Origin of the sequence: Devosia sp. (assembly GCF_024707125.1) — a bacterium.
Classification (GTDB): Bacteria; Pseudomonadota; Alphaproteobacteria; order Rhizobiales; family Devosiaceae; genus Devosia.
Genome location: NZ_JANQAH010000007.1, coordinates 229,839 through 246,686, shown reverse-complemented (window position 1 = coordinate 246,686; position 16,848 = coordinate 229,839). Strand labels below are relative to the sequence as shown.

The 16,848-nt window shown below is 61.8% G+C and carries 16 protein-coding genes; 7 read left to right on the top strand and 9 right to left on the bottom strand.

What is annotated here, in order from left to right; all coding sequences use genetic code 11:
• Positions 1-11 precede the first annotated feature (11 nt).
• The 4 genes from NVV77_RS06350 to NVV77_RS06335 all read right to left on the bottom strand — a co-directional run bounded on the left by NVV77_RS06350 (position 12) and on the right by NVV77_RS06335 (position 5,483).
• Complete coding sequence (locus NVV77_RS06350; protein WP_295411636.1) at positions 12-839, bottom strand: carbohydrate ABC transporter permease; 828 nt, start codon at positions 837-839, stop codon at positions 12-14.
• Complete coding sequence (locus NVV77_RS06345; RefSeq protein ID WP_295411635.1) at positions 836-1,750, bottom strand: carbohydrate ABC transporter permease; 915 nt, start codon at positions 1,748-1,750, stop codon at positions 836-838. Before NVV77_RS06345 ends, NVV77_RS06350 begins: the two co-directional genes overlap by 4 nt.
• A gap of 61 nt (positions 1,751-1,811) precedes the next feature.
• A complete protein-coding gene (locus NVV77_RS06340) occupies positions 1,812-3,107 on the bottom strand; it encodes an ABC transporter substrate-binding protein (RefSeq protein ID WP_295411634.1) in 1,296 nt (431 codons plus the stop codon).
• Positions 3,108-3,134: 27 nt separating this feature from the next.
• On the bottom strand, positions 3,135-5,483 hold the full coding sequence (locus NVV77_RS06335) for an alpha-L-rhamnosidase (RefSeq protein ID WP_295412252.1): 2,349 nt from the start codon (positions 5,481-5,483) through the stop codon (positions 3,135-3,137).
• A gap of 148 nt (positions 5,484-5,631) precedes the next feature.
• On the opposite strand from NVV77_RS06335, the gene NVV77_RS06330 reads away from it, so the two are divergent.
• Positions 5,632-6,654 carry a LacI family DNA-binding transcriptional regulator gene (locus NVV77_RS06330; RefSeq protein WP_295411633.1) on the top strand — a complete coding sequence of 341 codons (1,023 nt, stop codon included), beginning with the start codon at positions 5,632-5,634 and terminating at the stop codon, positions 6,652-6,654.
• Positions 6,655-6,741: 87 nt separating this feature from the next.
• Here NVV77_RS06330 and NVV77_RS06325 read toward each other — a convergent pair whose 3' ends face one another.
• Entirely contained in the window at positions 6,742-6,999 is a 258-nt protein-coding gene (locus NVV77_RS06325; protein ID WP_295411632.1) for a hypothetical protein, read from the bottom strand.
• Between the two features lie 38 nt (positions 7,000-7,037).
• Here NVV77_RS06325 and NVV77_RS06320 point away from each other — a divergent pair, with 38 nt between their 5' ends.
• Both NVV77_RS06320 and NVV77_RS06315 read left to right on the top strand, forming a co-directional pair.
• A complete protein-coding gene (locus NVV77_RS06320) occupies positions 7,038-7,337 on the top strand; it encodes a hypothetical protein (RefSeq protein ID WP_295411631.1) in 300 nt (99 codons plus the stop codon).
• Between the two features lie 220 nt (positions 7,338-7,557).
• A complete protein-coding gene (locus NVV77_RS06315) occupies positions 7,558-8,262 on the top strand; it encodes a hypothetical protein (protein ID WP_295411630.1) in 705 nt (234 codons plus the stop codon).
• 2 nt (positions 8,263-8,264) lie between these two features.
• On the opposite strand, the gene NVV77_RS06310 is transcribed toward NVV77_RS06315, so the two are convergent.
• Positions 8,265-9,551: a S8 family serine peptidase gene (locus NVV77_RS06310; protein ID WP_295411629.1), complete on the bottom strand. Its 1,287-nt coding sequence runs from the start codon at positions 9,549-9,551 to the stop codon at positions 8,265-8,267.
• Between the two features lie 126 nt (positions 9,552-9,677).
• Here NVV77_RS06310 and NVV77_RS06305 point away from each other — a divergent pair, with 126 nt between their 5' ends.
• The 3 genes from NVV77_RS06305 (at position 9,678) to NVV77_RS06295 (ending at position 11,437) form a co-directional block, all read left to right on the top strand.
• A complete protein-coding gene (locus NVV77_RS06305) occupies positions 9,678-10,178 on the top strand; it encodes an RNA polymerase sigma factor (RefSeq protein ID WP_295411628.1) in 501 nt (166 codons plus the stop codon).
• An 11-nt stretch (positions 10,179-10,189) separates the two neighbouring features.
• Entirely contained in the window at positions 10,190-10,906 is a 717-nt protein-coding gene (locus tag NVV77_RS06300; protein WP_295411627.1) for a hypothetical protein, read from the top strand.
• Positions 10,907-11,032: 126 nt separating this feature from the next.
• Complete coding sequence (locus NVV77_RS06295) at positions 11,033-11,437, top strand: GNAT family N-acetyltransferase (protein WP_295411626.1); 405 nt, start codon at positions 11,033-11,035, stop codon at positions 11,435-11,437.
• A gap of 249 nt (positions 11,438-11,686) precedes the next feature.
• Here NVV77_RS06295 and NVV77_RS06290 read toward each other — a convergent pair whose 3' ends face one another.
• Together NVV77_RS06290 and NVV77_RS06285 are read right to left on the bottom strand one after the other, a co-directional pair.
• Positions 11,687-12,862 carry an MFS transporter gene (locus tag NVV77_RS06290; protein ID WP_295411625.1) on the bottom strand — a complete coding sequence of 392 codons (1,176 nt, stop codon included), beginning with the start codon at positions 12,860-12,862 and terminating at the stop codon, positions 11,687-11,689.
• A gap of 15 nt (positions 12,863-12,877) precedes the next feature.
• Positions 12,878-13,912 carry an aldo/keto reductase gene (locus tag NVV77_RS06285; protein WP_295411624.1) on the bottom strand — a complete coding sequence of 345 codons (1,035 nt, stop codon included), beginning with the start codon at positions 13,910-13,912 and terminating at the stop codon, positions 12,878-12,880.
• 88 nt (positions 13,913-14,000) lie between these two features.
• Here NVV77_RS06285 and NVV77_RS06280 point away from each other — a divergent pair, with 88 nt between their 5' ends.
• Entirely contained in the window at positions 14,001-14,906 is a 906-nt protein-coding gene (locus NVV77_RS06280) for a LysR family transcriptional regulator (protein WP_295411623.1), read from the top strand.
• A gap of 47 nt (positions 14,907-14,953) precedes the next feature.
• On the opposite strand, the gene NVV77_RS06275 is transcribed toward NVV77_RS06280, so the two are convergent.
• On the bottom strand, positions 14,954-16,837 hold the full coding sequence (locus tag NVV77_RS06275; protein WP_295411622.1) for an ABC transporter substrate-binding protein: 1,884 nt from the start codon (positions 16,835-16,837) through the stop codon (positions 14,954-14,956).
• Positions 16,838-16,848: the final 11 nt, after the last annotated feature.

The following is a 16,848-nucleotide window of genomic DNA, read 5'->3' as shown; positions in this document are numbered from 1 at the left end:
TAGAGTGTGCCCTAGCCCTTGACCGCGCCGGCGGTCATGCCCGCGACGATCTGCCGGTTGAAGAACAGGAAGACGATCAGCGGTGGAATGGTGATGAGCAGAATGTTGGTGAAGAGCAGATTGTAGGACGTGTTGAACTGGCTCTGGAAATTGTAGAGCGTCAGCTGCACGGTTGCGTTCTGGTTGCCCGGCAGGTAATAGAGCGGGTTCGTGAAGTCGTTGAAGATGCCGACCGACTGCACCACGATATTGGTCACCGTCACCGGCCAGAGCAGCGGTAGGATGATCCGGAAGAACACGTCCAGCGGACGGGCCCCGTCGATCACCGCGGCCTCATCCAGCTCGCGCGGAATGGTGACGATGAAGGCGCGGTAGAGGATGATCGAGAACGGCAGATTATAGGCCACCTGGATCAGGATCATGCCATGCAGCGTGCCGAACAGCTTTAGCCCTTGCAGCAGCCAGATGGTCGGCACCACGGCGGGCGGGATCATAAGGCCCGCAAGGATCAGGAATTCGATCGGGCCATTCCAGCGACTGTTGCGGCGGGCCAGCACGAAACCGACCATGGCTGCGAAGACGATGAGCAGCGTCACGCTGGTGACCGTCATGATGGTCGAATTGACGAAGGCCGTCACCATCATCCAGTTGCGGGTCGATACGACCGCCACGAGGTTATCCCAGAGGTGAAAACCGTTGGGCCAGGAAAAGTCCCGCAGCGATGCCTGCTGCCGATCCTTGAACGACATCAGGATGATGAACAGGAACGGGATCACGAAGACGAAGAAGCTGAAGAGGATGGCGGCGAGGCCGCCGATCACCGAAGCGCGGTTTTTCATTCGTGGCCTCGCTTGCGATTGAGGAGCATGGTCAGCGGCACGACGAGGATGGCGATGAGGATGAAGAGCACCACATTGCCTGCGGTCGAGAGACCGAAGAAACCCGCCTGGTACTGCTTGTAGATCACCGAAGCGATCGTATCGGAGGCAAAGCCGGGGCCACCTTTTGTCATGGCCCAGATGAGATCGAAGGTGCGGAGGCCGCCGATAAAGGACAGGGTGATGACCGTTGCCGTTGCAGGCCGGCTCAGCGGCAAAGTGACGAACCAGAAATTCTGCCAGGGCGTGGCGCCATCGATGCGGGCCGCCTCGTAATAGTCCTTGGGGATGGCGACGAGGCCGGCGATGTAGATGACCGTGGCGAGACCCACGCCCTTCCAGACGTCGACGAGCGCCACGGAGAAAAGTGCCAGATTCGGATTGGTGAGCCAGCCCGGCCCCTTCACGCCTAGCAGCGCCAGCCCCTCATTGATCATGCCGTTGGTCGGATGCATGAGCACGGTGAAGGTGATGCCGACCCCGATGGTCGAAACCAGCACCGGAAAGAACACCACCGACCGCAGATAGCCGCGGGCGACTATCCTGCTGGTCAGCAACAGCGCCAAGGCCATGCCCAGCACGACCTTCATGCTGGAGGTGACGACGGCGTAGATGACGGTGTTGACGAGACCCTTGACGAGAAACGGCTCACGGAAAAACTGCGCGAAATTCTCGAAGCCGATGAAGGTCGCATCGAACAGCGTCCAGCGCGTCAAACTGAAATAGAGGGATGAAATCGTCGGCAGCAGAAACAGCACCGCGTAAATCACCGCCGCCGGGAGCAGGAACCATCCTGGATAGGCCGTCTCGCGCTTGCCAGCACGTACCGGCCCGTGGCCAATCGTGGCCTCGGTCGCAGTCGCTACAGACATAATCTCCTCCGATTTGGGCGAGGTGGCGGGCCCATTACCAGCCCGCCACCTCTGCAGTCGCTTACCAGCCAGGGAGGCCGAGCTGCTGCGCCTGCTTCTTCACGTCCTCGTCGTAGAGGGCCGCAGCATCTTCAGGAGTGCGAATGCCGGAACCGACTTCGACTGTGATGTTCTCGAGGTTCGGCCCCTTGACCGGCGACAGGAACTCCAGCGCCGGGGCGGTACGACCGTCAGCGGTGAAGTAGGTCTGGAGATCGGCCACCGCCGGCGGTACGTCGGCCGGCAGTTCGCAGCCCTGGATCAGGAACGGGCCGGTGATGGCATTGATCTTGACCCAGGGGTCGCAGCCGCCCTGCTTGCTCGCGACGAACGCCACAAGCTTCTTGGCCGCTTCCTGGTTGGGGCTGCTGGCGGAGATATAGAGGGCGGTCGGCATCCAGACGGTGGTGCCATTTTTTGCGGCATCGTTGCCCGGCAGGGCGAAATATCCGACGTCACTTACGAGGTCCGGATAGTTCTGTGCGATCGTTCCGACTGCAAAGGTGAGCATCGGATAGTGTGCGCCTTCGCCCTGGGCCAGCATGCGCAGACCATCATCGAGCACGGCCGCACCGAAATCTTCGTTGAGGTCGCCAGCGTTGAACACGTCGGCCTGCTTCTGGAAGCCGCCCATGGCTGCCGGATTGCCTGCATATTTGGCTTCGTTGGCAGTGTACTTGGTGGCGAAATCGGGCTCGGCCGCCTGCACGTTAAAATAGTCGGCGAGGACGAAGAGCTGCGAGGTCCAGGTGTCGCCGAAGGTCTGGATGACAGGAGCCTTGCCCGCTTCCTTGATCTTGGCGTTGTTGGCCATGAACTCGTCCCAGGTGGTGGGGACCGAGAGGCCAAGCTCTTCATAGATCTTCTTGTTGTAAAGAATGCCGCCGCCCATGGCCTGGCCATAGGGAACGCCATGCAGGGTGCCGTCGGTGGCGGTCACGGTCTGTTTGAAGCTGTCGAGGATAGTGGCCATGTAAGGCTCGGCCGAGAGATCCGTCGTCGTCTGGATCGGGTTGATCGCCTGGAATAGCGAGCCCGTATTGTAGACGAACACGTCATTCATCGTGCCGGTCGCAAGACGGCTCTTGACCATGTTGTCGCGCTCGGTGCCGCCGGGTCCGACCTCTATTTCAACGCTGATATCGGGGTTGGCAGCCTCGAAGGCGGCGACCATTTCCTCGGTATAGGCAACGGCGGCCTGATCGTTTGGCGAAAACAGGGTCAGGCTGGTCTGCGCCATTGCAATGCCGACCATGCCAGTCATGGCCATAAGGCCAGCGGTGAGACCCACGAGGGTCTTCCAGGTATTCATCGTCATAAACTCCTCCCTTGCCCCTTTCGGGCTTCATGCATGCCAGTTGATGCGGAACCTGGCTGTGTGCGTTCCGGGCGCGACCTGGCAGCGCGCCTTCCCTCCCTCGATGGCGGCCAGCGGCCGGCCATCGACCGAGATTTCGAAATAGCGGTCCGACAGCACGAGCTTCCCCTCGCTGCGGTCCGGTACGGTGAATGTGTAGGTGACGGTGTCGCCTTCGATCGCCCAGTCGGCCGCGACCCTGCCGGCGACGCTGTCGTGATGGGCACTGACGGGCGAGAGGCTCGGTATGATGATCGGCTCAAAGACAACGCGCTCAAAACCGGGCGCCTCGGGGTCCGGCCGGAAGCCCGCTACCGCCTCGAAGAGCCACTGGCAGACGGCGCCATAGGCATAGTGGTTGTAGGAGTTCATGGTCGGCTCGAAGATCGAACCGTCCGCCTTGATCCCATCCCAGCGCTCCCAGATGGTCGTCGCGCCACGCTTCACCTGCGCCAGCCAGCCCGGCACTTCTTCCTGCAGGAAGACACTGGCAGCCAGTTCGGGTTCGCCGATCTTCACGAGAGCGGGCAGCAGCGCCGGCGTGCCGATGAAGCCGGTGCCGATCCGGCCGCGGGCGCGGGCGATCGTTGCCTTGAACCATTTCTTCGCAGCCTCGATGTGCTGCTCCGGGATCAGGTCATGAAGGAATGCCAACGCGTAGGAGCTTTGATCGTCGTAAAGCAGGCGTCCGGCCGGCGTGATAAACTCGCAGGCGAACGCCGCCTTCACGACTTCGGCTCGCGCCGCGAAGTACCTCGCTTCCTCAGGCCGACCGATCGTCTCGGCAATGCGGGCAATCTGGGCCGACGAGATATAGAGATAGATCGTGGCGGCGGCATCGTCGCCCATCGTCGGCACGGCCTTGAGATGGTCGTTCTGCGGCTGCAGCCAGTCCCCGAAACTAAAACCCTTCACGCCCCAGCCCGAGGGCGGACGAACGATGGGGCCATCGCTGATCGCCCAGACATAGTCGTTCCAGCGCTTCATTGCCGAGAAGGCTTCTTCGAGGATGGCGCGATCGGCGTAATGGGTGAACAGGGTCCAGGGGATGACGCTGATGGCGTCGCCCCAACCAGTCGAGCCGCTGAATGTGCTGCCGTCCGGTGGCCGCTTCAACCGCAGCGGATTGGGCGAGACGTGGGCGATAGCGCCGTCGGGGTCCTGGTCGACAATCATCTCGCGGACGAATTTTGCGAGGAAGGCGTGGCTGTCAGCAAGGAAGCAGGCCGTGGGTGCAAAAACCTGCGCGTCGCCAGTCCATCCGAGCCGCTCATCGCGCTGCGGACAATCAGTGGGGATGTCGATGAAATTGCCACGCTGCGACCAGATGGTGTTCTGGACCAGGCGATCTACCAGTGGATTGGCGGAGGTGAAGCTTGCCGTCGGATTGGGTACCGAAGTGATCGGGATCGCTTCAATCGCGTCGATAGTGGCAGTGCCGGAGATCGTGGCGCGTGCGTAGCGGAAACCCTGGAAGGTGAAGGTTGGCCGGTAGGTTTCCGTCCCCTGCCCCGCAAAGGTGTATTCGACGACGGCTTCGGCGCTGCGGAAATTGACGTTGTAGAAATTGCCATCCTTGTCGAGAATTTCGGCGTGCTCGAACAGAACCGAGGCGCCCGCATCGCCATGGCCGGCAAAGGCAATGTAGCCGCCGATATTTTGGCCGAAATCATAGACCGTCCGGCCTTCCGCATCGCGCCAGGAGTGGATGGACTGAAGCGCCTGTAGTTCCTGGACCGGGGCACATTCCTGCGCGACCAGCACGCGCTGATCGAAGTCCACAACTTCTACCCCGTGCGTTTCTGCTGAACGTACCCTGGCGTCGTATGTTTCGCCGAAATAGATGCCCGACTTCCGGACCGCAGTCTCGCCGCTCCGCCAAGTGCCGTCGCTTGCGAGCAGGACCTGACCTTCGGGCGCACGCCGCAGCTCAGCAAAGGCACCGATCTTTTCGCCCCAGATATTGGCGAGCCCATTGCCGGTCCACATCAAAGGCGAGCGAAACCAGCCATCGCCCAGGGAAATCTCGATGACGTTCGTGCCGGGCTTCAACAGGTCCGCTACGGCATATTCCTGGATGGCAAGGCGGGCGTCGTAATTGGTCCAGCCTGGTGAAAGCACTTCGGCGCCGACCCGGCGACCATTGATCGAGGCGCGGTAAAGGCCCCAGGCGGTGACGAACAGCGTCTCGGAGCCCTGGACGTCCGCGAGTTCGAACGACGTCGATACGAACGAGCCGGCGCGCCCGACGCCTTGATCGGACAGCGGGTGGATCATGCGAGCGGTCCAGCCATCAGGGCGAGCAAAAGGGTTCGCAGCCGAGCGCGGCAACGTCATGTCGTTCAAGATGAATTCCTCCCTGGCGCGTTTGTTCGCGTCAGTGTGCAGTGTTGTACGTGCAACGTTGTACAACTAAGTTTGGATTGCAAGAGGGAATTTTATCGGCACATTGTGCGGCGCAGAAATTGATGAAAGAGAGCCGGCAATGGCCAAGGCCCCGCGAGAAAAAAGCGTCACCATCCATGACGTTGCAAAGGACGCTGGCGTCTCGTTTTCCGCAGTCTCGAAGGTCCTGCGCAACGCCTATGGCGTCAGCGATGCACTGCGCGAAAAGGTGAACGTCTCGATTGCCAAGCTCGGCTACACGCCCAGCATGTCTGCACGAGGGATCAGCGGCGGCAGGACCTTCGTCATCGGCGTGATCTTCCCCGACATGCGCAATCCATTCTTTGCCGACATCCTGGCAGGCATCTCATCGGCGCTTGAACGCACCACCTACCAAATGGTCCAGGGCATCGTGCAGCATTCGTCGGAGGCTGCCCTTGTTCAGTCCATGACCAGCATGCAGCTCGATGGCCTGATCATCGTCGGCAGCGTCAGTACGTCCCAGGCCCTTTCGGCGTTGGCCGCGAGAATTCCGCTGGTCCTCATTGGCCATCATCTACCCGAAGTCTCGGCTTTCGATACGGTCAACAATGACGACGCTGAAAGCGGCCGTCTCGCCGTGCGCCACTTCGTCGAAAACGGCTACCGCAAGATTGCCATGCTCAGCCTCGACTCCACGAACGGCACCGTGATCCAGCGGCGTGAGGAAGGCTATATCGAGGCCATGAAAGCGGCAGACCTCGGCAAGAACATCGAGATCGTCCGCACGCCGCAGAACCTGCGCGAAATTCAGGGTGCCGCGCAGCGTCTCTTGTCCGGCTCCGGACGAAAGGACGCAATATTCTGCTGGACCGACTATGTGGCGCTCGAGGCCCTCAGCGTTGCCGGCATAAGCGGCCTTGCCGTCCCACGAGAGGTGGGGGTCATCGGCCATGATAACACCATGTACTGCGCTTTCGACCAGAACTCGCTGACGAGCATCGACCAGTCGGGCGAGCAACTTGGACTGCAGGCCACAAGGCTTCTGGTCGAAAGGATCGAGGGGCGACAGAAGGCCGAACACTTCCTAGTCCACCCCCGACTGGTGGCGCGCCGCAGTTCTGCACCGCCGCAGAAGATGTGATCAGGCGATCTGCTGCACCAGACAGGCGAAAATAGCGAATATCGAAAAGACTGTGCATCCGCGCCACCGCGCGAATGCACCTGACGATCAGTCGTCGTCATTATCGTCGTCGTCATCGTCCCAACGATCGTCATCGTCGTCGTCCCAGTCGTCGTCGCCACTCTGCCAGGCAGGGCTGCCATGGCGCCACCAGAACGGGCGGTCGTCGTCGGCAACGAGGATATTGCGGGCTTCAGGTTCCGGCACGATGGCCTGCACTGCTTCGATCCCCAGTCCAAAGCTGACGCTTGGGGTCACGAGCAACATGGCGAAACCGATGCCGATCGACTTGAAAATGGTCTTCATGATTTAGGTTCCGCTATCAATCATCGTCGTCGGACGAGTTGGACGAGGAGTTCGAACTCGAGTTCGACGAGGAATTGCTGCTCGAATTGGAAGACGAGTTGCTCGACGAATTCGAGGAACTGTTGCTGCTGGAGTTGGACGAGCTGTTGGAGCTCGAATTCGACGAACTATTCGAGTTGGAGTTGGAAGACGAGTTGCTGCTTGAATTGGAGCTCGACCCCAAATGGTTCTTCCAGGTGCCGTTGTTGACGTCGTACAGCAGCCCGCTCCGCCTGGAGTCGGCGACCTGCAGGTTCTGGGCTGGGGTAAATACCGGTACGGGGTCGGCGACGCCATAGGCCTGGGCCGGCGCATTCGCTGCCATGAGGCCGGCAACGGCCAGGGTGGTGATGGTAATGGTCTTGCCCATTGGACATGTCCTTTTTCTGCTCGGAGCCATGTCGCTCCACAGGGAAAGACGCAGGACAGCGCAGTCTATTCCCGAAATTTTTCGTTGCCGCAGAAGGGAATAAACGGCGAGCCCCTGCGTCTTGCGAGCATAGAACGAAGGAACTCGCCATGTTCGCCAGCCCAAAAGCCAAGATCCGCTTTCTCTGCACGCCGGAAGACGAGGGCGTCATCGCTCCGCCCATTCCATCAAAAAGCCACCTGCCCGACTGGTTCCGCAAACTCCCCGCCGTCGACCAGAGCAAGCTGGCGCCCAATGATACCGGCCTCACGGTCAAGCGGTGCATGCCTTTCCTCGATGCGATGGTGACTGGCTACATCATTCCGCTGGCCGCTACTGTGCGCCTTGAAATCCGCGATGGCGGCAAGACGGTCACGGCAGGCTGGGATTTTGACAGGACGATGGTGAGCAATCACGGCAGCCATCAGGTTGCCGGTCATCCCCAAGGCGATATGCCGCCCTGCAAGTTCCACAATTATTGGTCCATTCGCACGCCCAAGGGGTGGAGCTGTCTGTTTGTGCCACTGCTGAACCGGCCCAATCCGGTCTTCGAGCCGGTGGCCGGGATCGTCGACACCGACACCTATGTCGCCCCGATCCATTTTCCGTTCTTCGCGCGTGGCGCCGATGGCCTTCACGAAATCGAAAAGGGTACGCCGCTGATCCAGGTGATCCCGTTCAGGCGCGACAGCACCATGATCGAAGCCGAGATCGGCAGCGAAACCCGCAGCGAGGCTGCCGAGCGCCATAAAGTGTCGCGCAATACGATCGCGAGCAGCGGCTGGTACCGGCGCTTTGCCCGCGCTGCCCGCTGAAATCAGCAGGGCGACGGGATGCGCACCAGCCCCCAGCCGAAAACCGCGTCCCGGCCGGGCTCACCGAGATCGAGGCTGGCCGCGGCGAGTGCATCCATGGCGGCCGGCGGCTCAACACCCTTGGCCAGGGCTGCGGCCAGCGCCGTCGTGACGAAAGGTACGGCGAAGGACGTGCCCGTCTGTGGGCGGATGCCCGAGATCGAGGCCGCCGTGGAAATATCGACGCCGGGCGCGGCAAAACTCACATGCTCGCCCTGCACTGCCCGGCGATAGATGTTTTGCCGGCGGTCGACGGCGGTGACCGCGACGACATCGGGATAGGCGGCGGGATACATCGCCTCGGCCTGCGGCCCTGCATTGCCGACTGCGGCGACGACCGGGATGCCGGCAGTCTGAATTCGAGAAATGGCATCGGCGAGAATGGCATTGTCGGGCCCGGCAAGGCTGAGGCTCGCGACATCGACCTGAGCCGTGGCCAGACGATCGATTGCGTCCGCCAAGGCGAATACATCGCTTCGCTCATCCTGACCAACGCGGCCGAAGGGATCGATAACCAACACCTCTGCAGCGGGCGCCAGGCCGGGGACCCGACCGCTGCCAACGAACATGGCGACGACGGCGGTGCCGTGCTTCAACTCCGATGGCTCCGCATCCACATTGCCGATCGTCTCGAGCGTCAGGCGCGCTTCGCTCAGCATCGGATGGTCCAGATTAACGCCGGTATCGATGACGCCGATATGAGGCGAGAAAACGCAGGTGGTGCCGACGGAAACGGGCGGCCAATCGACCGCCTCCCAATGTTCGCACATGGCGCCTTCGCATCCGATGGGGACCGCCTGGCTCCGATAATAAGAATTGGGCGCGACGAGCGCTTCGGGCGAGGCTTTGCGCACCGCGGTCAGGGCCGCTTCGACATCGAGATCGTCGGGTAATTCCAGCAGCAGCCGGCCACTGCTTTCCGAGACGACCAGAAACCCGGCGGCGAGCAGGACGTCCCTGCCCGCAGCATCGAGACTTGCGACCACCACTTGATCGTCGGCCTGCTCTGGCAATGGCACAGCCACCGGCGCGGGACGCCGAACGATCCGGCCGCCCATCCATGGCTCGTCGTCATCATCGTCGTCGTCGCTCGAACCCGAGTCCCAATCGTCATCGTCACCGCCATCATCGTCGTCGTCATCCTGCGCATAGGCCGAGGCAACGAGAATGGGCGCGGCGAGGAGCCCGGGGACTGCAACGAGACCGAGCGCGACAAGCAAGGCGCGGAGCGAAGTGGTGGGACTGGACAATATGCGCTTCCTTCAACAATCGGGTCTTGCAAGGCTAGACGTCTGAGACATCAGAATATTCTATGCAGCACACAAAAAAGCGACAGGCGCGGGAATAAACCCCATCACCCATCCGTCTTGCAGCATATGAGCACCATAGCTTCCAGCCTCGTCCCCATGCTGCCGCGCCTTCGGCGCTATGCGCTCGCCCTTTGCAAGGTGGGCGACATCGCAGACGATCTCGTGCAGACCGCCTGTGAAAAGGCCCTGGCCAGCCAGCGTCAAACGCTTGACCTCTCCTTTGATGCCTGGATGTTTCGTATCCTGCGCAATAGCTGGATCGACCGACTTCGCCGCCAGAAGACGCGGGGCGAGGAGATCGACATCGTCGAGCACAGCGATATTGGAGCGTTCGATGGCGCCTCCATTCCGGAAAACCGCCTGGTGCTGAAAAAGACTATGGAGGCCATCGGCCGCCTGCCGCAGGACCAGCGCGAATTGCTGCTGCTGGTATGCGTGGAAGAGCTGAGCTATCGCGACGCGGCCGAGGTGCTCGACCTGCCCATTGGCACCGTCATGAGCCGGCTTGCGCGGGCCCGTCGAAAACTCGCCGAGGATGTCGGCATAGAAGCGGGGCAATTGCTGTGAAGGACCAAAGCATGCAGCGCGATTTTTCCGACGAAACCCTGATGGCCTTCGCAGATGGCGTTCTCGATGAACCACAGTTTTCGCAGGTAGCCGAAGCCATTGAAAGCGATGAGACCCTTGCGACGCGGCTCGAAGCCCTTGTCACCGGTTCGGCGCTTGCTCGACGTGGGTTTGACGAACTCCTTGCGCCTGTCTCGCCGGAGTTGGAAGCGGCCGTGCGGCATACGATCAAGACGGCCGAGCGCAAGCCGTTCTGGAAATTCTCTTGGAGCAACTGGATCTATCCCGCGGGCGCCTTTGCTGCCGCAGTCGTTGCTTTGGTCGTGGTTATTCCGTTCATCGGCCTATGGCAGGCATCTCAAACGCCGTCATCCATGGCCGAGCTGAGCGGCCAGGAGGTTGCCGTTGTGCTCAACACCCTGCCCTCTGGCGGCACCACTACCTTGGCCAGCGGTACCGTCATAAATCCAATCGCGACCTTTACCAACGGCGACCAACAGGTCTGCCGCGAATTCGAAACCCAAGGCAGCGCAAGTTATCTCGTCGTCTCCTGCCGCGCCGGCTCGTCCTGGGCCGTTCAACTTGCGCTCGCGACCGCGAATGAAGACGGTAACTACCGGCCCGCGTCAGGTTTTGAAGTACTGGACTCCTATCTGGAGTCGGTCGGTGCCGGAGAGCCGCTGACGGGTGATGGCGAGCTGACCGCCCTTCGCGGCATCTCGCCGTGAAAGTAACGATGGCGTTGGAACGAAGCATCGTGCCCTGGACGTTAGCTCGGGGTGGTTTGCTGACAGTCCGCATTTCGGCGAGGATGGCGTTGAAGCAGACTGGACTCGCAGACTTTAGAGGCTCAATTGCCCCCATGGCTCTATTCTCAAACCATAACGCTGCGCCCCGCCCGGCCTGCAGATATAGCTGCCCGTTTCGCCATCGGACCTGAGCCGGACAACAATCTACGGCTTTATGGGGTCGATCCGGCAACCGCCCAGCCATTCACAATGGAGCGCGCTGAGTACTGGACGAAATCGCTTATCGATCATCCTTATGCATGGGTAATCGAGAGAGACGGCCTACTCGGATCGGCACGCTTGGATCGCGTCGACTTTGTTGACCGGCGGGCATCCTTTGCGATCGGCCTGCTGCAATCCAAAAATATCGGCAAGGGTATTGGCACTGAGGCGACACGTGCAGTGCTGACTTATGCCTTCTCAGAACTCAAGCTTCACAGGGGTGTCGCTTCGAGTGTTGGCGATCAATGAGAGAGCAATCCGCTCGTACAAGAAGTGCGGGTTCCAAGTCGAGGGGCGTGAACGCGAGACGGCATTTCTCGATGGTAGGTGGCACGACGACCTCATTATGGGCCTACTCGAACATGAGTTACGCTTGGGCATATGACGGCGTTGCGCGCGTCTGCTGCCAGTGCGTCATTTCCCGCGCAGCAAAGTCCGCGATATGGATCGGACGCATTCCTTACGGAATGCGCCCCTCCGGTCGTTCGTGACCAAGTCTCACGTGCTGCAAAGCTGCCGATCGTCCGGCACGGGTGCCCCGCGAGCCGCGATCAGAACAGCGACCAGCCCGATGGCCGAGGTCGCCGCGCCTGCCAGCGCCACCGCGGGATAGCCAAGTCCGGACGCGATAACAGCGCCACCCAGCGCCGCGCCGATGGCATTGCCCAGGTTGAACGCGCCGATGTTGACCGACGAGGCTAGATTGGGCGCGTCCACCGCAGCCGACATGACTCGGACCTGAAGCGGCGGCACCAGCGCGAAGCTCGCCACACCCCACAGAAAGATGATGATCGGCGTCGGCGCAATAAAGGGCATCAACAATGCGAAGGCGATGAGGATCGCGGTCAGCCCACCCAGCGTCACGATCAGCGTGCGGTCGACCGACCGGTCGGCGAAGCGGCCGCCCAGCCAGTTGCCCACGGTCATGCCCACCCCATAGGTAACGAGCATCGCCGTGACGAAGCCGAGCGAAGCGTGCGTCACATCGCGCAGGATCGGCGCGATATAGGTGAAGACAGTGAACATCGCGCTCGAGCCGACGACGGTGAGAGCAAGTGCTCCGAGCACCTCTCCGCGCCTTAGCGCGCGCAATTCGGCAAGCGCGTTGCCGCTCTTGGGCGCGGGTAGCGCCGGCAGTGTCAGCCGAAGCGCGACCATGGTGACAATGCCAAGTCCGGCAATGCCCCAAAAGGCCGTTCGCCAGCCGAGATATTCGCCTCCCCAGGTGGCGAGCGGCACGCCGACGACATTGGCGATGGTCAGCCCCATGAACATCGCGGCGACCGCGCCGGCCCTGCGCTCGGGCGGCACCAGGCTGGCCGCTACGATCGATCCGACGCCAAAAAATGCGCCATGGTTGAGGGAGGTGACGATCCGCGCGACCAGGAACATGCCGTAGCCGGTTGAAACCGCCGCCAGGAGATTGCCAAGGGTGAAGATGCCGGCCAGCGCGATCAGCAGCGTGCGGCGTGGCACACGGCCGGTCGTGAGAGTCATCAACGGCGCGCCGATCATCACCCCTAGTGCGTAGGCGCTGATGAGCAGCCCCGCGACAGGGATGGAAACGCCGAGATCGGTTGCAATGACCGGCAACAAACCCATCGGCGCGAATTCCGTCACGCCGATGCCGAAGGCGCCGACCGATAGGGCGATCAGCCCAAGGTTGAGTTTCATGGCAGGAATTCCTTGTCAGACAATCGCCGGGTTCAGGCGGGCGAAGCCCTCCTGCTGCCGATACGGGGTGTGCGGATAGGGCGGCAGCAGGTCGCTTGCGTTGTCGAGCGCTGTCATCTGCTCGGGCGTGAGCTTCCAGCCCACGGCGCCGAGATTCTGGCGCAGCTGTTCCTCGTTGCGCGCCCCGATAATGACTGACGAGACAGTTGGACGTTGAAGTAGCCAATTGATCGCGATCTGCGGGACGGTCTTGCCCGTCTCGCGCGCGATTTCTTCCAGCGCATCGATCACCCGGTAGAGATGTTCTTCTTCGACAGGTGGGGCGAACTGTTCGGTCTCTTGAAGGCGGCTGCCTTCGGGGATCGGGCGACCGCGTCCGATGCGGCCGGTCAGCCGACCCCAGCCGAGGGGGCTCCAGACCAGCGCGCCCACGCCCTGATCGACGGCAAGCGGCATCAGCTCCGATTCATAGTCCCGGCCGATAAGCGAGTAGTAGACCTGGTGCGCGACAAGGCGCTGCAAGCCCTGCCGATCTGCGACCGCCTGTGCCTTCATCAGCTGCCAGCCGGGATAGTTGGAAACGCCGGCATAGCGCAGCTTGCCTGCCGCGATCAGCATATCGAGCGTGCCCATCAACTCCTCGACCGGTGTGAAAGCATCGAAGGCGTGCAGCTGGAGCAGGTCGATATAGTCGGTGCCCAGCCGCCGCAGCGCGTCCTCGACCACACGGATCAGCCGCGCGCGAGACGCGCCCCAGTCCTGCGGGCCATCGCCCATAGGCAGACCGGTCTTCGTCGAAATCAACACCGCATCGCGCCGGCCCTTGATGGCCTCGCCCAGCACCTCCTCGGACGCACCGTTCGAATAGACATCGGCGGTGTCGAACAATGTGACGCCTGCGTCCATGCAAATGTCGATCAGCCGTCGAGCCTCCGCAGCGTCGCTCTGTCCCCAGGCGCTGAACAGCGGCCCCTTGCCGCCGAAGGTGCCGGTGCCAAAGCTGAGCGCGGGCACTCGCAGTCCTGACGCCCCCAATTGCCTATATTCCATGGCTCACTCTTTCGGTTACGATATAGACGCATAGATGGACGCAAGGACCGCGCTGGAATAGTGCGCATTGGAGCGAAGGATTTTTGCAATGCAAGCAAAAGCGATGGATGGGACAGATCGCGCACGCGCGCTGGAGATATTCACCGCGGTGGTCGATCTCGGCAGCTTCTCCGCGGCTGGCCGCCAGTTCGACCTTACCCCCTCCGCAGTCAGCCGCACGGTCGACCGGATCGAAACACGGCTTGGCGTGCGGCTGCTGCTGCGCTCGACCCGCACGCTCACCCTGACGGCGGAGGGTCGCGCCTATCTCCAGGCTGCGCGACGAATCCTCGCCGACCTGAACGATGCCGAGCAGCAGATCGCCGACCAGGGGGCGCCCCGCGGGCGGCTTCGGGTCAACGCGGCGCAATCGCACGGCCGGCTATGCGTCGTGCCCCTGCCCGGTGAATTCGTGCGGCTCTATCCGCATATCCTTGTCGACATCGCTTTGTCGGATACGCTGACCGACGTGGCCGGTGGCGAGGCGGATGTGGCGATCCGCTTCGGCCCGCTCGCCGACAGCGGGCTCATGGCGCGCAAGCTAGGCGAGACGGGCCGCGTGATCGTTGCCTCGCCGGACTATCTGGCGCGCGCTGGCACCCCACGCGCGCCGGAGGATCTCCACCATCACAACTGCCTCAACTTCAATTTCCGCCGGGCCGAGCCGATCTGGCCGTTCCGGCGCGACGGAGAGGATTTCGCGCTGTCGGTGAAGGGTACGATCGAGGCGAATAGCGGCGAGACACTTGGTGAACTCGCCGCTCAAGGAGTTGGGATCGCTCGCGTTGGTCGCTTCAGCGTCATCAACGAGATCGAAAACGGCCGGTTAGTCCCACTTCTTGAGGACTACAACCCCGGCGATGTCGAGCACATCCACGCCGTTTTTGTCGGTGGAGCCAACATTCCGGCCCGCGTTCGCGTTTTTGTGGACTTCCTGGTCGACAAGCTGCGCTGAACTGTCTGTCGGAGGAGCGGCCGGGGAACCGGCCGCTCCTGTTCGCCCTACTGCGCGGCAGCGGGTTCGAGCTTGGCGGCGATAAACTTGAAGTTGCTCCACCACCACCACGGGCCTTCATAGTAGTTGTCGGCGGAGGGGTAGTTCGTCCAGTAGGTCTCGTTGACGGGCACGAACTTGGAGGTACCGAACATTTCGATGGCCGGCAGGCCCTCGACGAGCTCCTTGAGGATGTCGGTACCGAGTGGCACGATCTGCGGGTCGTCGGCCGGGATGGTGCGCAACTTGTCGATCAGGGCGCTGAGTTCGTCATCGACATAGCGGCCCTGATTGGACGAAGCGGGCGTGCCATTCTCACGGACATAGTCCTTGTGCCAGCCCTCCATGCGTACAAACGGATCCGGCACGATTCCGCAAGACATGCCCCAATAGGAGCCAACTTCATAGTCGCCGGTATTTTCAGCGGTGAAGAAGGCACCGGCCTGCATCTGCTGCACCTGGGCGGGGATGCCGAACTGCGTCCATTCATTGGCAACAGCGAAGGCGAGGCGCTGGGATTGTACCTCGAAATCGGCCGGCGCCAGGATGTTAATGGTGAACGGGGTACCGTCAGGCTTCTTCCAGACTCCGCCATCATTGGTGAAGCCCACGTCGAGCAGCAGCTTGGTTGCCTGTGCCGGATCGTGCTTCCACCAGCCAACGCCGAGGAGCTCGCGCAAAGCTTCTGGGTCTTCGGGAATATTCTCAACCCCTTCCGAGCGCAGCCGCTCGCCGAGGCGCACGGCATAGTCGGGGTCAAAGGGCTTGTAGCCGTCCTCGAGCGCGAATTCGCTGAGCCATTGGGCCATGGGCTGGTGGTAGGTGTCCATCAGCACAGTGGTCGGCGGCATGGCGAGGGGAGAAGCGCGCATCATGCCCGAGAAGGTAGCGATGCTGGCTTGTTCGGCATTGATGGCGAGGGCCAGAGCCCAGCGTGTGCGGGCGTCGTCATAGGGCGCCTTCGAGGTATTGAAGTGCATGCCGCGCTCGCAGGGATCATCGAGATTGGCATAGGGGAAGTCGGTGAACCAGCCGCGCACCTTGTCGTTCTGGTTGCGCAGGATATCGAGGCTTTCGGGCGAGATATCGGTGAGAATATCGATCTCGTTGGACGCCATGGCGAGGACACGGCGCTCCTCCGTGCCATAGCTGCGGAACAGCACATATTGCGGCTTGGGCTCGCCCACGATCTGACCGACATCGGAATTCTGCCAGTCTTCGCGCTTCTCCCAGAGGAACCAGGTGCCGTTCGGATCGTGGTCCTTGTATTTGTATGCGCTGATGCTCACCGGCGGAAAATTGGGGAATGTTGCCGGGTCCTGCCCCTCCCAGACGTGCTGAGGCACGACATGGAAAGGATTGCCGTAGATGACGGAGCCAAGGACGATCGAGAGGCGTGGTGTCGGCTTGGTCGTGGTGATCTCGACGGTATGGTCATCCACCTTGGTCATCGAGGCGATCTGCGCCGCATAGGCAGCGCTATAGCCGAGCGCCGGGGTGTTGCGCAGCATCTGGTCAGTAAAGATCACGTCGTCGGCAGTGAAGGCTTCGCCATCGCTCCAGGTCAGCCCCTGCCGCAGCGGCACGGTAAAGACGGTGAAATCCGCATTGGGGATGGGCATTTCGGCGGCAAGGTCGGGGATCTGCGAGCCCTTGGCCGTGTCGATGTCGTAGAGCAGCGCGCCGGCCATCTGGTGGTAGCCGTGGTTGGTGGTCACGCCCTGCTGATACATGTTCATATTGGTCGGATTGCCGACGCGGGCGTTGAGCATGTCGACGATCAGCGTCTCTGCGCGTGGCGTTCCGACATCGGTCATTTCCTGGGCCCAGGCCGGCGCGACGGCGCCGGAAAAGGCGGTGCCGCCCATGAGTATGGCGAGCCCGACTGCCATCAAGGTTCTCT

Coding starts and splice junctions, on each gene's coding strand:
- NVV77_RS06350 (WP_295411636.1), bottom strand. CDS start 839: ATGAAAAACCGCGCTTCGGTGATCGGCGGCCTCGCCGCCATCCTCTTC.
- NVV77_RS06345 (WP_295411635.1), bottom strand. CDS start 1,750: ATGTCTGTAGCGACTGCGACCGAGGCCACGATTGGCCACGGGCCGGTA.
- NVV77_RS06340 (WP_295411634.1), bottom strand. CDS start 3,107: ATGACGATGAATACCTGGAAGACCCTCGTGGGTCTCACCGCTGGCCTT.
- NVV77_RS06335 (WP_295412252.1), bottom strand. CDS start 5,483: ATGACGTTGCCGCGCTCGGCTGCGAACCCTTTTGCTCGCCCTGATGGC.
- NVV77_RS06330 (WP_295411633.1), top strand. CDS start 5,632: ATGGCCAAGGCCCCGCGAGAAAAAAGCGTCACCATCCATGACGTTGCA.
- NVV77_RS06325 (WP_295411632.1), bottom strand. CDS start 6,999: ATGAAGACCATTTTCAAGTCGATCGGCATCGGTTTCGCCATGTTGCTC.
- NVV77_RS06315 (WP_295411630.1), top strand. CDS start 7,558: ATGTTCGCCAGCCCAAAAGCCAAGATCCGCTTTCTCTGCACGCCGGAA.
- NVV77_RS06305 (WP_295411628.1), top strand. CDS start 9,678: ATGAGCACCATAGCTTCCAGCCTCGTCCCCATGCTGCCGCGCCTTCGG.
- NVV77_RS06300 (WP_295411627.1), top strand. CDS start 10,190: ATGCAGCGCGATTTTTCCGACGAAACCCTGATGGCCTTCGCAGATGGC.
- NVV77_RS06290 (WP_295411625.1), bottom strand. CDS start 12,862: ATGAAACTCAACCTTGGGCTGATCGCCCTATCGGTCGGCGCCTTCGGC.
- NVV77_RS06285 (WP_295411624.1), bottom strand. CDS start 13,912: ATGGAATATAGGCAATTGGGGGCGTCAGGACTGCGAGTGCCCGCGCTC.
- NVV77_RS06280 (WP_295411623.1), top strand. CDS start 14,001: ATGCAAGCAAAAGCGATGGATGGGACAGATCGCGCACGCGCGCTGGAG.
- NVV77_RS06275 (WP_295411622.1), bottom strand. CDS start 16,837: ATGGCAGTCGGGCTCGCCATACTCATGGGCGGCACCGCCTTTTCCGGC.